The sequence below is a fragment of the Rhodococcus sp. AQ5-07 genome, assembly GCF_009707305.1.
GTDB lineage: Bacteria > Actinomycetota > Actinomycetes > Mycobacteriales > Mycobacteriaceae > Rhodococcus_F > Rhodococcus_F erythropolis.
Window position 1 is genome coordinate 100,048 of record NZ_CP046101.1, and the last position, 15,959, is coordinate 116,006.

A 15,959-nucleotide genomic window follows, 5' to 3' on the forward strand; every position below is an offset into this window, starting at 1 on the left:
GATGCCCAACATGAGCACTGGCAGCACCCAGTCCACACCGGGCGGTTCGGCGACACCTGACCCGGAGTCCGACTTGACGACGTTGCCGATGCCCGAGGTCCAAAAGCAGCTCGCGGCCTCACCGGATGGGCTGACCCAGGCCGAGGCCGACACACGCCTGGCGAGGTACGGCCCGAACGAGATCGCCGAACACACGACCAATCCACTGTTGAAGTTCCTGTCCTACTTCTGGGGGCCGATCCCGTGGATGATCGAAGTGGCGGTCATCCTGTCCGGCGCGGTCGGGCACTGGCCGGATTTCTTCATCATCTTGCTGCTGCTTCTGGCCAACGCCGTGGTCGGTTACACCGAGGAGCGGCAAGCCGGCAACGCCATCGACGCTCTCAAAGCGAAACTCGCCGTCACCGCCCGCGTCAAACGTGACGGCGAATGGGTCACCCCGCCGGCCCGAGAACTGGTTCCCGGTGACGTGATCCGACTACGGCTCGGTGACATCGTCCCCGCCGACGCTCGTCTGCTCGGCGGCGACGAGATCGAGGTCGACCAGTCCGCCCTCACCGGGGAGTCGCTACCGGCCACCCGCACACCAGGAGATGCGGTGTTCTCCGGATCCATCATCCGCCGCGGTGAGATCGGTGCGCTGGTCTACGCCACCGGCACCGACACCTACTTCGGCAAGACCGCCGAACTCGTCGAGGACGCCCACACCGTCAGCCACTTCCAAAAAGCGGTCCTCAAGATCGGCAACTACCTGATTATCCTCGCGGCAGTGTTCGTCGCGGTGATCGTGCTCGTCTCGTTGCTTCGCGGCGACGCGGTGCTGACCACCTTGCAGTTCGCTCTGGTGTTGACTGTCGCGGCAATCCCGGTCGCGATGCCCACGGTGCTGTCGGTGACCATGGCGGTCGGCGCCCGGCTACTGGCCAAGAAGAAGGCCATCGTCAGCCGGCTGGTCGCGATCGAGGAACTCGCCGGTGTGGACGTGCTGTGCGCAGACAAGACCGGCACCCTGACCCAGAACTCACTCACTCTCGGTGCCCCGTACAGCGTCGACAAGGTCACGGCCGACGAGGTCGTCCTGGCCGGTGCGCTGGCCTCGCGCGCAGACAACGACGACCCCATCGACCTCGCCGTCCTCGGCGGCCTTCGCGACAAGAGTGCGCTGCAGCCGTACACGCTCACACACTTCGAGCCGTTCAACCCGGTCGACAAACGCACCGAGGCCACCGTCACCGGCGCCGACGAGGCGACGTTCAAGGTCAGCAAGGGGGCCCCGCAGGTTATCCTCGCTCTCGCCGGTGACAGCGCCGAGCTCACACCGGCCTTCGAGGCCGCGGTCAACGAGTTCGCCGCCCGCGGCTACCGGTCGCTGGGGGTGGCCCGCTCCGACGGCCACGACCAGTGGAGGGTCCTGGGCGTGCTCCCGCTGTTCGACCCGCCCCGCGAGGACGCCGAAACCACGATCGCCACAGCCCGGAAGATGGGAGTGAGCGTGAAGATGGTGACCGGTGACGCGATCGCCATCGCCAAAGAAACCGCCGCCAAAGTCGGGCTCGGTACTCACATTCTCGATGCCGCCGGCCTCGGCGATGTGAAGAAGGAAGAGACCCCGGCACGGGTGCGGTCCATCGAGACCGCCGACGGCTTCGCCCAGGTCTTTCCCGAGCACAAGTTCCACATCGTCGATGTACTGCAGAAGAGCGGCCATATCGTCGGAATGACCGGTGACGGAGTCAACGACGCCCCCGCACTGAAGAAAGCCGACTGCGGCATCGCCGTCTCCGGCGCCACCGACGCCGCCCGCGCGGCCGCCGACATCGTGCTGCTGACCCCCGGCCTTACGGTGATCATCGACGCGATCAAGGAGAGCCGCAAGATCTTCCAGCGGATGAACTCCTACGCGATGTACCGCATCGCCGAAACTCTGCGGGTGTTGCTGTTCGTCACGGGGGCGATCCTCGTCTTCAACTTCTTCCCGGTCACCGCCATCATGATCGTGATGCTCGCGTTGCTCAACGACGGAGCGATCTTGTCCATCGCCTACGACAACGTCCACTTCAAGATGGCGCCTGAAGCCTGGAACATGCGCCTGGTGTTGGGTATCGCCACCGTGCTCGGTGTCGTCGGGCCGATCGCCGCATTCGGTCTGTTCTACCTCGGCGACCGGGTCTTCGATCTGGGCCGTCCCCAACTGCAGACCATGATGTATCTGATGCTGTCCGTGGCCGGGCACCTGACGATCTTCCTCACCCGGACCCGCGGCCCCTTCTGGTCCATCCGCCCGGCCCGCATCCTGTGGATGGCTGTACTCGGCACCCAGATCATTGCCACCCTCATCGCCGTCTACGGGCTGTTCATGACACCGCTGGGCTGGGGCTGGGCCGCGTTCGTCTGGGGTTACGCGATCATCTGGGCGTTGGTCAGTGACCGCGTCAAACTTCTCGCCTACCGCATCCTCGATCCCGCCACCAACCTCGATGATGGGGGGCTGACCGAGGGCACGCCGCCACCGGCAGACGAGCCCCACAGCGCAGAGGATCGCCTCGTGCGGCGAGCGGAGCACGAATGAAGCTGATCATCGTCCGACACGGTCAGACCGACTGGACCCTCTCCGGCCGCTACACCGGCACCACCGACGTGGAATTGACCGCGAGCGGGCGCCACCAAGCCGCTGAATTGGCGCCGCTCCTCGAACGCATGCTGCACGGCCAGAGCCCCCTGGTGGTGTCCAGTCCCCGCCGCCGCGCCACCGAGACCGCCACACTGGCTCTGCCCGAGCGAGCTGTCACGATCGACCCTGTGGTGGCCGAATACGACTACGGCGACTACGAAGGCCTGACCACCCCACAAATCCGTCTCATCGCGCCTGGGTGGATCATCTGGCGCGATGGCTGCCCCCACGGCGAATCCACCGCCGACGTCGGCACCCGCGCCGACGACCTTCTACACTCCCACGCCGAGAACGATCCGCGGCCGGTAGTCGTCGTCACTCACGGGCACTTCTCCCGCATCCTCGCAGCCCGGGCCCTCGGACTGCCGGCCGAGCAGGGTCGACTGTTCGCCAGCACCCCGGCCTCGGTGTCGGTGATCGAAGACCACCACGGCGAGCGGTGCATCGCGCTGTGGAACCTTGACCCGGCACTGCTCGCCGACCCCGGTGACCGCAGCGCCTCCACACATGCGCCCCACGACAAAGCGCCGGCACCGCTCGCTTCCGATGCGTCGGCGCGATCAGTGGGACTACCCGCGGGGACGACTGCATGCCTGTTCGACCTCGACGGCGTACTGACCGCGACCGCGACAGTTCACGCGGCGGCGTGGCAGGAGATGTTCGACGACTACCTGAAATCGCGGGCGCACCGTCTCGGAACACCATTCGTAGCGTTCAACCCGGCCGCGGACTACGACACCTACGTCGACGGCAAGTCCCGGGCAGACGGCGTCGCCTCGTTTCTGGCCTCGCGGGGGATCGAACTGCCGCCCGGCGGCCCCGGGGACCGGCCCGGAGCGGAAACGATCACCGCGCTGGGCAGCGCCAAGAACAGCATCCTGCTCCGCCGGATCCGCCGCGACGGTGTGCACGCCTATGCAGGGTCGGTCCGCTACGTGCAGGCCGTCCGCGCAGCCGGGCTACGCACCGCAGTGGTGTCTTCGAGCGCCAACTGCAGCGAGATTCTCACCGCCGCCGGGATCACGGAGTTGTTCGACGCCCGCCTCGGCGGACTCGACGTGCGCGCCGACGGTCTGGCGGGCAAACCCGCGCCGGACAGCTACCTGGCCGCGGCCCACGCGCTGGGGGCGCCGCCCCGGCACGCGGCCGTGTTCGAAGACGCACTGTCCGGCGTGCAGGCAGGGCGAGCCGGCCGGTTCGGATGCGTGGTGGGAGTGGACCGGGTCGGGCAGACCGACGCGCTGCGCGCCGCGGGCGCCGACATCGTCGTCACTGATCTGGCCGAACTTCTGGACCGGGCGTGATCAGCCATCCGGCCTACACGACCGAGCCGTGGTGTCTGCGCGAAGACAGCCTCGACCTCGACGTGTTGGCGCAGAGCGAATCACTGTTCGCGCTGTCCAACGGGCACCTCGGTTGGCGCGGCAACCTGGACGAGGGGGAACCGTACGGACTTCCCGGCTCCTACCTGAACGGGGTGTACGAGTCGCGGCCGCTGCCCTACGCCGAAGCCGGCTACGGCTACCCCGAAGCAGGGCAGACCGTCATCGACGTCACCAACGGCAAACTGATCCGGCTGCTGGTCGATGATCAGCCCTTCGACATCCGCTACGGGCAACTCCTCACCCACGAGCGGGTGCTCGATTTCCGGACCGGGCTACTCACTCGCGAGGTGCAGTGGGTGTCCCCGGGTGGGCGAGGAGTGCGGGTGCGCTCACAGCGACTGGTCTCGCTGGTACAGCGGTCGGTGGCCGCGATCTGCTACGACGTCGAAGCCCTCGACGACGAGGTGCAGGTCGTGCTGCAGTCCGAATTGGTCGCCAACGAGGCGCTGCCGCCCAGCGGCGGTGACCCACGGGAAGCCGCCGCTCTTCTGGCACCACTCGTATCGGAGCAGCACGCCTGCACGGGCACGGGTGGATCGCTGTTGCACCACACCGCCGTCAGCAGGCTGCGGGTGGGCGCGGGGATGGAACACAAGATCCACGGCCCGTCCTCGGAGCCAGCGAGTACAGCCTCGAAGGGCGCCCGTTCGGTGCAGGTCGTCGCGGCGAGCGCACCGGATCTGGCGCGGGTGACACTGACTACGACGGTGGGACCGGGGCAGCGACTACGGCTGATCAAATTCGTCGCCTACGGCTGGTCGGCGGTCCGCTCGCAACCAGCCGTCGCCGCTCAGGTCGCCGCCGCCCTCACCGCCGCCCAGCTGAGCGGATGGGACGGATTGGTGACCGAGCAACGCACCTATCTGGACGAATTCTGGGCCCGCGCCGACATTGCGGTCGACGGTGACCCCCGCGTGCAGCAAGCGGTCCGGTTCGCGTTGTTCCACCTGCTACAAGCGGGCGCGCGGGCCGAAGGGCGAGCGATCCCGGCCAAAGGCCTGACCGGCCCCGGCTACGGCGGACATGCGTTCTGGGACACCGAAACTTACGTGCTGCCGGTGCTCACCTACGCCGCCCCGCACGCCGCGCGCGACGCGCTGAGGTGGCGGCATTCGATCCTGCCCCAGGCGCGTGAGCGGGCGGCCCAACTCGGGTTGGCCGGGGCGGTGTTTCCGTGGCGCACGATCGCCGGGCATGAGTGTTCCGGGTACTGGCCGGCAGGAACGGCGGCCTTCCACGTCGGCGCCGACATCGCCGACGCGGTGGTGCGCTACCTCGACATCACCGGAGATACGGCGTTCGAGCGCGATATCGGGCTGGAGTTGCTGGCCGAGACGGCACGGCTGTGGTGCTCGCTGGGGCACTACGACACGCGGCACGGGTTCCGTATCGACGGGGTGACCGGCCCGGACGAGTACTCGGCGGTGGCAGACAACAACGTCTACACCAACCTCATGGCGCAGCATAATCTCGTCCGCGCGGCCGACGCCGCCGGGCGCCACCCCGGCCAGGCCCGCATCCTCGGCATCGACGCCGGGGAAACCGCAGCGTGGCGTGCCGCGGCACGGTCCATGATCATCTGTTATGACCACGGCCTGGGTGTGCATCCCCAGTCAGAGGGGTTCACCAGCCACGAGGTCTGGGACTTCGCCGCCACGACCGACGAGCAGTACCCGCTGCTGCTGCACGCACCCTACTTCGATCTCTACCGCAAACAGGTCGTCAAACAAGCCGATCTGGTCCTGGCGATGCACCTGCGCGGTGAGGCGTTCACCCCCGCGCAGAAGGTCCGAAACTTTCTGTACTACGAAGCCCTCACAGTGCGTGACTCCTCCCTGTCGGCCTGCACGCAGGCGGTGCTGGCCGCCGAAACCAACCACCTGGAACTGGCCTATGACTACCTAACAGAAGCCGCCTTGATGGACTTGCACGACCTCGAACACAACACCCGCGACGGCTTGCACGTCGCGGCGCTGGCCGGGATCTGGATCGCGCTCGTTGCGGGGTTGGCAGGGCTTCGTGACCGCGACGGCACCCTCGCCTTCACTCCGCGCCTGCCCTCCGGCATCACCCGACTGTCCGTGAACTTGTGCACGCACAACAGCAGGCTGGTCGTCGACATCACCCCACACACCACGACCTACCACCTGAAAGACGGTGACCCACTGCCTCTACTACACGACGGACTCGCCGTCACACTCACCTGCGCGAACCCGATCACCCGGCCCACCTGCGCGAACCCGATCACCCGGCCCACCTGCACGGCACCCGCCTCCCATGAACCGGCAGACGAGGCACCAACCCAACCCCGCGGCCGGGCACCGCTCCGCCAGCGACCCGCCCGATGACGATCTCGACCACCGGCGGCGGCCGTGTGGTCGCGGTGTGATTGCTCGCGGTGTCGAGATCGCCGGGCGGTCCAGACTCGGACATGAACGGCCAGGACCCCTCAGAGTTGCGGTGCCGGGCCGCGGACGTGCCGGAAGGCTGCTTCGATGCCGAAAGACATCGCCACCATGACCGCGAGGACTGTCGCAGCGCCGAGAGTGCTCTCGGCGAGAAGAGCTGCCAATGCGCCCGCACATGCCGTCGCCGCCGCGATGGAGATCCACGGCGCCGATCCACGCCGTCGCGCTGTGCGAGCTTCAGCGGCGTTCACGACGGCGAAGATGATGAGGAACCCGGCGCTGCCCATCGTGGAGATACTGTTGAGGTCCAGCGCGTTCGCGAGCACGACGGTCGATCCGGAGGTGATCAGCAACCCTTCGATCGGACGGTTCCAGATGGGCCGCTCGAGCTGGGCAGGTAGTTCTCTCGACTTCGCGATGACGTAGATCATCCGAGCTGATCCGTACAAGGTGGCGTTGATCGCCGATGCGGTCGAGAGCATCGCCGCGACGGCGATCATCGTGAACCCGGCTGCTCCGAGCGCGGGCCGGGCGGCTTCGGCCAGCGCGTAGTCACGCGCGTCTATCAAGGTCGCCAGCGGCACTGCACCCACCGAGACAACAGCGACGAGCACGTACAGCACGATCACGAACAACACCGAAATGTAGTAAGCCCTGGGCAGAGTACGCCCCGGATCGTCGACGTCCTCGGCGGCGTTGGCGATGAGTTCGAAGCCTTCGTAGGCCAAGAAGATGATCATGCCGCCGGCCACGATGGCGATCGGGGAGCTCCACTGCGACGGCCCGAGCCGTGTCGCGGATACACCGGCCAGCCCGACCGCGACGAACAACACCAAGATCGCGATCTTGATGGCCACGACATAGCGTTCGGTGCGAGCGATCGTGGATGCGCCGGCGATGTTGAGGACGGTGATGAGGACGATCGCCGCGGTGAGAAAAAGATGTTTACCGATGCTGCGGTAGTCCGGTGGCAGAAAGGTGGAGGCGTAGCTTCCGAACGCTTGGGCGTACAGCGCCAACATGACGATGTAGCTCAGCCACAGCAACACGTTGATCCCGCCGGAGAACAATCCGGTACCGAATGCACGGTTGACGAACGTGACCGTGCCGCCGCGGCTCGGGTACGACTTCGAGAGCAGCGCATACGATCTCGCGGTCAGCAATGCGATCAGCCCTGCCAGGAGGAACGCGAGCGGTGCGGCGCCTTGGGTTATTTGTACCGACAGTCCGAGGACGGCGAAGATCCCGCCACCGACCATTCCTCCGACACCGATAGCGACAACGCCCCACAACCCGATCGGATGTGAGACCGCACGCGCGGATCGGGGCATCACCGAAGTCTATCCGCCGCACACACAAGAAGGACGGCGAATCGGAGCAGGTCACGGCGACCTGGTGGGCAGGACATCCGCGTCGGGTCCGGCTGGAGTTCTCGGATCGATGGCCGATGAGTCGTTCAGCGAGGTCTCGGATGCGCCGCGCCATGGTGGCGGGAACGTGCAATGTAGGCGGGTTGGGCGATGGAAGCGAGCACGGTGGCCGAAAAACTCGTCCGGTGTGTAATCGACGATCTCGACGGCGATGTGATCGACGGTGCTGCGCTGTGTGTGGAGTTCTCGTTTCGAGGGATCGACTACCGGATCGATATGCGAAAGTCGAACGCCGACAAACTGAACGCCATTCTGTCGCCCTTCATCGCCGCTGCGGCCATCGTCGACGGCGCGCCGCGGGGAGGCCGAGGGACAGACTCACCTCTTGCTCCACGTTCGCAGGCATATTCGCAACCCGCACGCCGGTCTTTCTCCGGATGCGATTTCGAACTGTGGCGCAACCGCTTCGAAGCGATGGCAGACCCGAACCGACTACGAATACTGCATTGTTTGAGTGCTGGACCTCTGTGCGTCATGGACCTTGCCGTCGCCACAGACATGACCGCATCAGCGGTCTCGCACGCTGTTCGGATACTCCGTGATTGGAAGATTGTCTCGCGGACACGGGACGGTCGGCAGATGTACTACCGTTTGGTGGACGAGCCTGTGCGTGTCCTCCTGCGCAGGCAGCATGTCCGCGTGAGGGAGTCTCCGACCTGATCGTCACGTGACCGGCAGCAGTGTTTCCGAGACTCTGACATCGCGAGGTCACGGCCACCCCTCGCTGACGCACTCGGCAACGACTGGACCGAAATATCTTCATGCTCACGCGAATTCGTCCGGCCAGGCTGCAGCGGTGACTGTGGGCGGAATCATGAGCACCGGGTACCGGTCCTGACGGGTCAGCCGATTCGAGACCGAAGTGTGAAACAGGTCGCCGGCGGCCGATACTGCTCCCCGTCGCGGAGCGCCGATCACGACGACGAAGGCCCCGTATGTGTCGGCGATTGTCATCAAATATTGTGCAGGTTCGGCGCGGTGGCAGTCGTAGGTCCAGTTACCAGGGAAGGTGTGCAGAATCGCTAGTACGTGGTCGCGTTGGGCAGTGACCGCCTGATGGAAGCGATCTTCGTAATAGGGTGAATCGGTTTCGACGGGCATGTCTTCGATGTCGACACAGTGCACGACATGCAGCGCTGCTCCCTGCTTTGCTGCGAAATCCGCGGCGAAGGTCAGGGCATTGCTACTGGGGAAGCCGGAACCGAATCCGACAACGACATGCCCTACGGCGGGGAGATGCGAGCGGGTTTCCTGCAGATGACAGGTCAGCGGTGAGCGCGACGCGTGCGAAACATTCTGCTGATGATTCATGGAGGTCTCCTTGGAAGGGTGGACGACCATCGCATCCAGGTGCCGGAAGGTGCAGGCCCGTAAGGACAGTCGCACTCACGGGCGCCGGACGGGCTGGGTGAAACTTTCATCCGAGGTGATGGTCAGAGGGGTTGCTGATCGATGAGGTCGATCCTCCACCTCCTCTCACAGTAGGTGAGCGCTTGGTAGGACCCCGTGTGGACGGTGATCATCGTTGCGTCCGGGTCGATGTGCAGCATCAGTGGCCGGATGACGGCGTCGTGGGTGACGACGATCAACGGTGCCGAATCGGCACGCGAGGCGGCGATTTCGTCGAGTGCGGGTAGGGCACGGGCGAGGACGGTCTCGGACGTTTCGACTCCGGGAGCCGCATCGACGGTGCCCCATTCTGTGAGTACCTCGCTTTTGCGGTGCCCGGTCCAGAATCCGTAGTCGCGGTCGTTGAAGCGCGCATCGACGCGCTGCTCGATGCCCAGTGCCTCTGCGATGATCTGGGCAGTGCGGACCGCGCGACGGAGTGGACTGGACAGAACCCGACTTACACCGGTATCGCTCAGGGCCCTCGCCACTGCGGCGGCTTGTCGCTCTCCGATCTCGTCGAGCGGAGGATCTGCCAGGCCGCGCAGACGGTCTTCGGCGTTGAGGGCGGTGTGTCCGTGGCGGACGAGGTAGAGCTGAGAGGTCATGACGGTTCCTCTCTCATCGGTCCTGCGTGCCGTTCTCCTTGCCTCCGTTGGTCAGTAGCAGTTGTCACGGCGAGGCCGTCCATCCGGTAGACCTGGCCTGCGCCGGGATCATCAACAGCGGTCGGTGGCTTTTGTGGATCAGATGCGCGGACACCGACTCACCGGACATGCGTTCCATCGTCGATATGAATCCGCGGCGTGGTGTTCCGATGACGATCATCAGCGCGTCGTACGTCTCGGCGATCGAGTTCAGCAGCCGCATGGGATCGTCGCGGGTGCAGTCGTACGACCAGTTCCCGGGCAGCGGTGCCAGCATGGCGCACGCCTGGATGCGTTCGGATTCGAGCCCGGCGGCGAGTTCTTTCTCGTAGTTGGGGGAATCGGGATCGATCGGTAGGTCGTTGGGGTCGACGCTGTGCGCGACGTGCACACCGGCATGGACGTGCAGCGCGAAATCGACAGCGAACCCCAAGGCCGCGTGCGAGCCGGCACCCCGATCGAATCCGACCACCAGATGACAGCTAGGGGGATCAACTGCAGCGGGGCCGTCGATATGCAGCGCTGTCAGTGACTTCTGGTTCTCGGTGAACCGGTGACGTCCGTCTTTACTCATCTCGTCCTCCTCACAGTCCCGCCAGGGCGAGACCGGCCGCCCCGGCGGACAAGGTCAGTGCCAGGGTTCCTACCGCATTGCCGAAAGCAGGCCAATAGCATTGGCGTTGGATCAATCGCACGGTCTCGAAACTTGCCGTACTGAAGGTGGTGTACCCGCCGCAGAACCCGACACCGACGATCAACTGCAGTTCGCGAGAGGCGCCGTGGAAGATGACGGCCCCGGTGACCAGTCCCAGGATCAGTGAGCCGGTGATGTTGATAATCACTGTGGCCCAAGGTAATTCGGTATTGCGTCGGGTCCGTATCGCGCCGTCGAGAACGAACCGGCTCACCGCGCCGGCGCTACCTGCGAGTGCAATCCACAATGTGATCATCGGATTCCTTCTGGGCGTCGGGCCCGGACCTGTGCTCCGAGAGCGATTCCGACTGTGGTCGCGACGAGACCGACCACCACACTGACCACCGCGTAGAGAACTGCGGACCACATGTGGTGATCGTGGAGGAGTAGATCGGTGTCCACGGCAAGTGCGCTGTACGTGGTGAAGGAGCCGAGCACACCGGTGCCGACACCCAGTCGCACCCGTCGGCGCCATCCGGCGTCCTCACCGAGCCGGGTGAGGGCCTCGAGCAGCAGTCCCAACAGCAATGCTCCGGCGACGTTGATCGCGAACGTCGTCCAGGGGAACTGTCCGGCAGAGATCGGAAACGCCAGAGTGAGTCCGTAACGCAGAGGGGCACCGAGCAGGCCGCCGACGGCTACCGCCGCGATCGCAGACGGTCGTACATGCAGCGGCCCCGGCCCCGGCTCGCGGGGAACGGAATCGGGGTCGATCGGCAGTGTCGGTGCGGGATCGGGTCTACGGGCCACAGACGTACTCCTTCCACGGTGGGAAGGAGCCATCAGCCCCGGGAGTGGGGCGGTTCAGAGCACCCTCCGAAGGGTGTGTCTAGGCGGAGATCCATCGCCTGTTACCGATTGTAGTAGCCGTGCCCGTCCCGAGGCAGTCGCCTTCGATCACATTTCGAAGCCCGGCGAACGCCACTACACATCGGTATCGGGGGCGGATGGGATCTTCCTTGACGATTGCACGACTCCGTCAACGCCCGTGACGGCAACCATCACGCAGTAGTCGTCGGGAGGACACCATCGGCATTAGAAACCACGCCGCAATCGGTCGAAAGTCACACTTGTGCAAGTCGGCTATGTCGAGAAAATCATGTCGTAGCGCTATGTCGAATGACCCTTAAGGGTATTTTCGACAGATATTGTTCGGTTGCGCCGGGCCTTCGAGCGCAGATCAGGATCTTGCCCATCAGGTCGATGCGTTGGTGGGTGCCGGTCGATGTTCGAGGCTCGGTATCGGTTACGCGACGAGGAACAACAGCGCTATCAGTGCAACGTACGTCGCAGCGGCCAGCGGAACCACGATGGAGCAGTTGTCGGAATTATTCATGCGTTCACTTCGAGATAAGCCATCAGAGCCAGAAACCTACCCCGACGAGAGAGTGTGCGCGAATAGGCGACTGCGCGAAAACCGCCGTTCCGGATGCACTCTGCATCTGACTCGAAGCCTGCGCCGACGATCCGATGCGGTGATCGACTTGCCCCTCGACGAACGCCTCTTCTCCCGTCCGAGTTCCGCATTTCACGACGCTGCGATTTGAGCAACCGCCGCCAAGCCATCTACGGTCGAACAAGTTCGAACTCGCCATCAATGAATGTCTACCTCCGTTCAGGCCGGTCGCAGGACAGACACAACCGCGCCAGTTCTAAGGCGTGATCGTCCGACACGGTAACTCGAGGGAGCACACGTGAACACGGTTGAAGAAGCCTGGCGTGGAATCCGAACACAGGTTTCCAGTCCCGTGCCAATCGTCATCTTCACGATGATCGTGTTTCCAGTTGTCTATGCCGGGACCGCGAAGCGTGCGTTGGAATCCCTCAATGCAGCGATCGTGGACGGGGCCGGTTGGTGGTGCATCCTCACTGCTACCGGATTTGTGCTGTTCGCGTTGTACTGCGGAATCAGCCGCGTCGGCAACATCGGGTTGGGTCGGACGACGAGCAACCTGGAGTTCGGTGTGCTGTCGTGGCTTGCAATGCGCTTGAGCACCGGCAGGGACATTGGCCTGGCGTTTTACGCAGCGGCAGAGCCGCTTTCACACTACGTGACTCCCTCCGATCGTCGGCCGCGTCGCCGGATCCACCGATGCCGATGTCAATCAGGCCATGGAACCGTCAACCGAAAGCAGGTCACCACATGACCGAACTCCCACCGCATCCGCCGGCAGGTAAACGCGCGCTCTTCGCGCGCGGTTCGTGGTCTGAGGCCACGCGGATCGCGGCGCTGCTGCGCGGCGAGACGGTGGGCGGTGCGTTGCTCCTGGCCGCAACGGTCGTTGCGCTCGTCTGGGCGAATTCGCCGTGGGCCGGTTCCTACGACGCACTCTCCGAATTCCGGATCGGCCCCGGCTCGCTGGGGTTGAATCTGCCCCTCGAAACCTGGGCTGCGGACGGCCTGCTGGCCATCTTCTTCTTCGTCGTCGGCCTCGAACTCAAACGAGAATTCGTCGCCGGGGATCTGCGGGATCCCAGCCGTGCTGCGCTTCCGATCGCGGCAGCGGTCGGCGGCATGCTGGTTCCGGCCCTGATCTTCGTTCTCGTCAATCTCCGAACCGGTGACGGGGCCTTGGCGGGGTGGGCGATCCCCACGGCCACCGACATCGCCTTTGCCGTCGCTGTGCTGGCGGTGGTGAGTACGCATCTCCCGTCGGCTCTGCGAACATTTCTGTTGACCTTGGCTGTGGTGGACGATCTTCTGGCCATCACCGTCATCGCGATCTTCTACACCGACGATCTCGATGTCGCGATGCTGGGCGCAGCACTGATCCCGCTGGCGTTGTTCACGCTGGCCGTACAGAAACGGGTGAGATCGGGGTGGGTTCTCCTGCCGCTTGCTCTCGCGACCTGGGTGTTGGTTCATGAATCCGGTGTCCATGCCACCGTCGCCGGGGTACTCCTCGGGTTTGCGGTCCCGGTCGTTCGCAGCCGAGCTGCAGGAGGACCGGATGCCGGGCCCGGCCTCGCCGAGTACTTCGAACGCCGGATCAGGCCGCTCTCCGCGGGCTTCGCAGTGCCGGTCTTCGCTTTCTTCGCGGCCGGAGTCACCGTGGGGGGAATCTCCGGGCTCACCGATGCGTTGACCGATTCCGTCGCCCTGGGCATCATCGCCGGTCTCGTGGTGGGCAAGACCATCGGCGTGTTCGGTACAACCTACCTGCTCGCGAGGTTTACCCGGGCGGTGCTCGACGAGGGCTTGGCCTGGATCGATGTGTTCGGTGTGGCGGTTCTTGCGGGAATCGGATTCACCGTCTCACTGCTGATCGGTGATCTCGCGTTCGGTGCCGGTTCCCTCCGCGACGACCACGTCAAGATCGGTGTTCTGGCCGGTTCGGTACTCGCGGCACTGTTGGCGTCGATAGTCCTTCGCCTCCGAAATCGCGTCTACCGAGTCATCGCCGAGAACGAGAAGCGAGACGACGATGGCGACGGAATTCCGGACATGTATCAAACCGGCGACTGAACTATCCAGTTGCGCATTGAATTTCCAGTTTGCCGTTTCCGGTCGTCTCATCTCGTCGATGCGTTCCGATGGAGTCCGGCGTTCCATCGGTTTGAACGAAACACGGCCCTCGGCAACGGTTGTCAACACTGTTCGTTCACCCCCATCGAGGAAAATGTGTCAAATATTCTTTCTGCGACAACGAAGTTGAACCCGACAACGATGTGCTGCGCGGGTATGTCACAGTCGGGTATCGATTTCGATGAGAGGAAAGTCGGACATACCTGGGCAAACCTCGGTAAGGACCCGGACAGGTATCGAAGGACCGGTTCACCGCGTCCGCAATCCGTGGTTGCATGGATTGCAGCCCGAAGCAGTGCCGTCAGAGGTGCATGGTGTTGTTCCGACAGATGCACGAGTGCAAGGAATCGATGAGAGCGAACGCGATCGACATGACCATGCCGCACGGGAACACCGCACCCGAACCTGAAGTCGACTGGGCGTGGGAGGACGGGCAACTGAGCGGCAGGACAGCCGGCGGAGCCGTGAGCGTGACTTCGAATCTCCAACGTGCCCAATGGTCGTGGGGTTCCTACACTCTCTTCGCCGAGCAGCTGGAAGATCAGGTGTGGCTCACCTTCGACAAGATCGTCGACGAGATCGGACGCCTCGGCACCCCGCATGAGGCTGCTGTCGAAGTGTTCGCCCCCTAGCTGGGGCGAGCGGCGACACCGCTGCGGGCACTCAACTCGCCGTTGACGAAAGAAAGGCTGTCGGCTTTGCCTCCCGAAGCTCAAGTTCCAGATTTTTCCTATGCCGTTGTCGCACAGGCTGTTCGGATCTTCGGAAACCCCGGGGACGTCGCGCCGCCGGTGTATGAATAGACGGTAGGTTGAGGTGACGCTGTGACATCACCGCCCGTTCCGTCGACCCGAGCGACGACCAGCGCCGTCTCGGTATTGTCGAGGCCCGGGACGCCCGAGTCTTGCGATCACAAGCGAGATCGTCTGCGGTAGGTAGCGACGGGCGCATGTCGTCGGGACATTGTCCACCCGAGATGACATCGTCGTCGAATAGGCACTGCGTGGGATCGATCCATCACTAGCGGTCAACACGTACACCACATATCAGGGTTCAGGTTGTCGCATTGGCCGAGGAAGTTGCACGCTTCGGTGCAGAGCTACGCGAAGTAGCATTGACGGTGTGTCCGCCTTTGCCGGTTCGGACGCACGGCTCGCCGGGAACTGTCACACAGAAATCGGTGGGTCACCTGTGGACTGCACGCTTCGCCTGCCAGGCACAGTGCGCACCCATTCCGCCCGGTTGCTACTGACGAGCGACCGGGCGGACCACATCAATTCACGAACTGGCTGCCCTGGTGCCGTCACCCGCAGTCGATTGGGTGCTACCGAAAGCGTCCGTCAGCCGATAGAGATGAATAGCATTACCGTAGCGGCAATTCTGAGTGGTCAGTTCGGCCGCACAAGCCCACACCCGCCAGTCCGCTGGCGGGTGTGGGCACCCGCGTATCGTCGATGTTGAGGCCAGTTGTCGGACGGTATTGAGAGGGACGACTCGCCTCCAGTCCCCGCCGACCTGCCCCTCCCGGGCCCACGTGCGCGCAGTGCTTCCCCACAATGCATCGGGACTTCTGATGATCGGGGGAGCGTGTGTGCTGAACGCGTTGATCAAACTGCCAAGTGCCCGTTACCGGGCGATCACTGGTATCGGAAACCAGCTCTCCGTATATTTTCGGTGGCGGCATCACCCGAACCCCAAACTTCGGGTATGGACGTCCCGCCGGCGCGATCTCCCCAGATCGTCGCTGGGGCACCACGAACGGTTCGCCTCTTCCGTCTCGGTTCTCGGCGCACCCAGGGTTCACCGGCG

General features: G+C 64.3%; 12 protein-coding genes, 1 pseudogene and 1 riboswitch. Of the genes and pseudogenes, 7 read left to right on the forward strand and 6 right to left on the reverse strand.

Going from position 1 to position 15,959, the window contains the following annotated elements:
* Positions 1–10: 10 nt before the first annotated feature.
* From GJB56_RS30770 to GJB56_RS30780, 3 genes are read left to right on the forward strand one after another with little or no spacing between them, the layout of a single operon-like run.
* Positions 11–2,569: a plasma-membrane proton-efflux P-type ATPase gene (locus GJB56_RS30770; protein WP_205318869.1), complete on the forward strand. Its 2,559-nt coding sequence runs from the start codon at positions 11–13 to the stop codon at positions 2,567–2,569.
* Complete coding sequence (locus GJB56_RS32030; RefSeq protein ID WP_113684439.1) at positions 2,566–3,975, forward strand: beta-phosphoglucomutase family hydrolase; 1,410 nt, start codon at positions 2,566–2,568, stop codon at positions 3,973–3,975. Before GJB56_RS30770 ends, GJB56_RS32030 begins: the two co-directional genes overlap by 4 nt.
* Positions 3,972–6,404 (forward strand): glycoside hydrolase family 65 protein, encoded by a 2,433-nt coding sequence (locus tag GJB56_RS30780; RefSeq protein ID WP_113684438.1) that lies wholly within the window; start codon positions 3,972–3,974, stop codon positions 6,402–6,404. The genes GJB56_RS32030 and GJB56_RS30780 overlap by 4 nt, the downstream gene beginning before the upstream one ends.
* A gap of 101 nt (positions 6,405–6,505) precedes the next feature.
* Here the strand turns inward: GJB56_RS30780 and GJB56_RS30785 are convergent, their stop codons facing one another.
* Positions 6,506–7,795 (reverse strand): APC family permease, encoded by a 1,290-nt coding sequence (locus GJB56_RS30785; RefSeq protein ID WP_113684437.1) that lies wholly within the window; start codon positions 7,793–7,795, stop codon positions 6,506–6,508.
* Between the two features lie 189 nt (positions 7,796–7,984).
* Here GJB56_RS30785 and GJB56_RS30790 point away from each other — a divergent pair, with 189 nt between their 5' ends.
* Positions 7,985–8,554, forward strand: coding sequence for a metalloregulator ArsR/SmtB family transcription factor (locus tag GJB56_RS30790; protein WP_154606748.1), 570 nt, complete (start codon positions 7,985–7,987; stop codon positions 8,552–8,554).
* A gap of 105 nt (positions 8,555–8,659) precedes the next feature.
* Here the strand turns inward: GJB56_RS30790 and GJB56_RS30795 are convergent, their stop codons facing one another.
* From GJB56_RS30795 to GJB56_RS30815, 5 genes are all read right to left on the reverse strand, one after another.
* On the reverse strand, positions 8,660–9,205 hold the full coding sequence (locus GJB56_RS30795; protein WP_162793471.1) for a universal stress protein: 546 nt from the start codon (positions 9,203–9,205) through the stop codon (positions 8,660–8,662).
* A gap of 122 nt (positions 9,206–9,327) precedes the next feature.
* On the reverse strand, positions 9,328–9,891 hold the full coding sequence (locus tag GJB56_RS30800) for a histidine phosphatase family protein (RefSeq protein ID WP_113684435.1): 564 nt from the start codon (positions 9,889–9,891) through the stop codon (positions 9,328–9,330).
* A 64-nt stretch (positions 9,892–9,955) separates the two neighbouring features.
* The gene (locus tag GJB56_RS30805; protein WP_113684434.1) at positions 9,956–10,504 is read right to left on the reverse strand and encodes a universal stress protein; all 549 of its coding nucleotides are present in this window, start codon (positions 10,502–10,504) and stop codon (positions 9,956–9,958) included.
* A 10-nt stretch (positions 10,505–10,514) separates the two neighbouring features.
* Entirely contained in the window at positions 10,515–10,880 is a 366-nt protein-coding gene (gene crcB, locus GJB56_RS30810) for a fluoride efflux transporter CrcB (RefSeq protein WP_113684433.1), read from the reverse strand.
* Positions 10,877–11,374 carry a fluoride efflux transporter FluC gene (locus tag GJB56_RS30815; protein ID WP_230091261.1) on the reverse strand — a complete coding sequence of 166 codons (498 nt, stop codon included), beginning with the start codon at positions 11,372–11,374 and terminating at the stop codon, positions 10,877–10,879. The genes crcB and GJB56_RS30815 overlap by 4 nt, the downstream gene beginning before the upstream one ends.
* 16 nt (positions 11,375–11,390) lie before the next feature.
* Positions 11,391–11,482, reverse strand: a riboswitch (Fluoride riboswitch).
* A gap of 836 nt (positions 11,483–12,318) precedes the next feature.
* Between GJB56_RS30815 and GJB56_RS30820 the strand changes: the two are divergent.
* The 3 genes and pseudogenes from GJB56_RS30820 to GJB56_RS30830 all read left to right on the forward strand — a co-directional run.
* Positions 12,319–12,742, forward strand: a pseudogene (locus tag GJB56_RS30820) (BCCT family transporter); the annotation flags it as partial.
* A gap of 25 nt (positions 12,743–12,767) precedes the next feature.
* Positions 12,768–14,090, forward strand: coding sequence for a Na+/H+ antiporter NhaA (gene nhaA, locus GJB56_RS30825; RefSeq protein WP_113684430.1), 1,323 nt, complete (start codon positions 12,768–12,770; stop codon positions 14,088–14,090).
* Between the two features lie 410 nt (positions 14,091–14,500).
* Entirely contained in the window at positions 14,501–14,782 is a 282-nt protein-coding gene (locus tag GJB56_RS30830; RefSeq protein ID WP_154606749.1) for a hypothetical protein, read from the forward strand.
* The last annotated feature ends 1,177 nt before the right edge of the window (positions 14,783–15,959 follow it).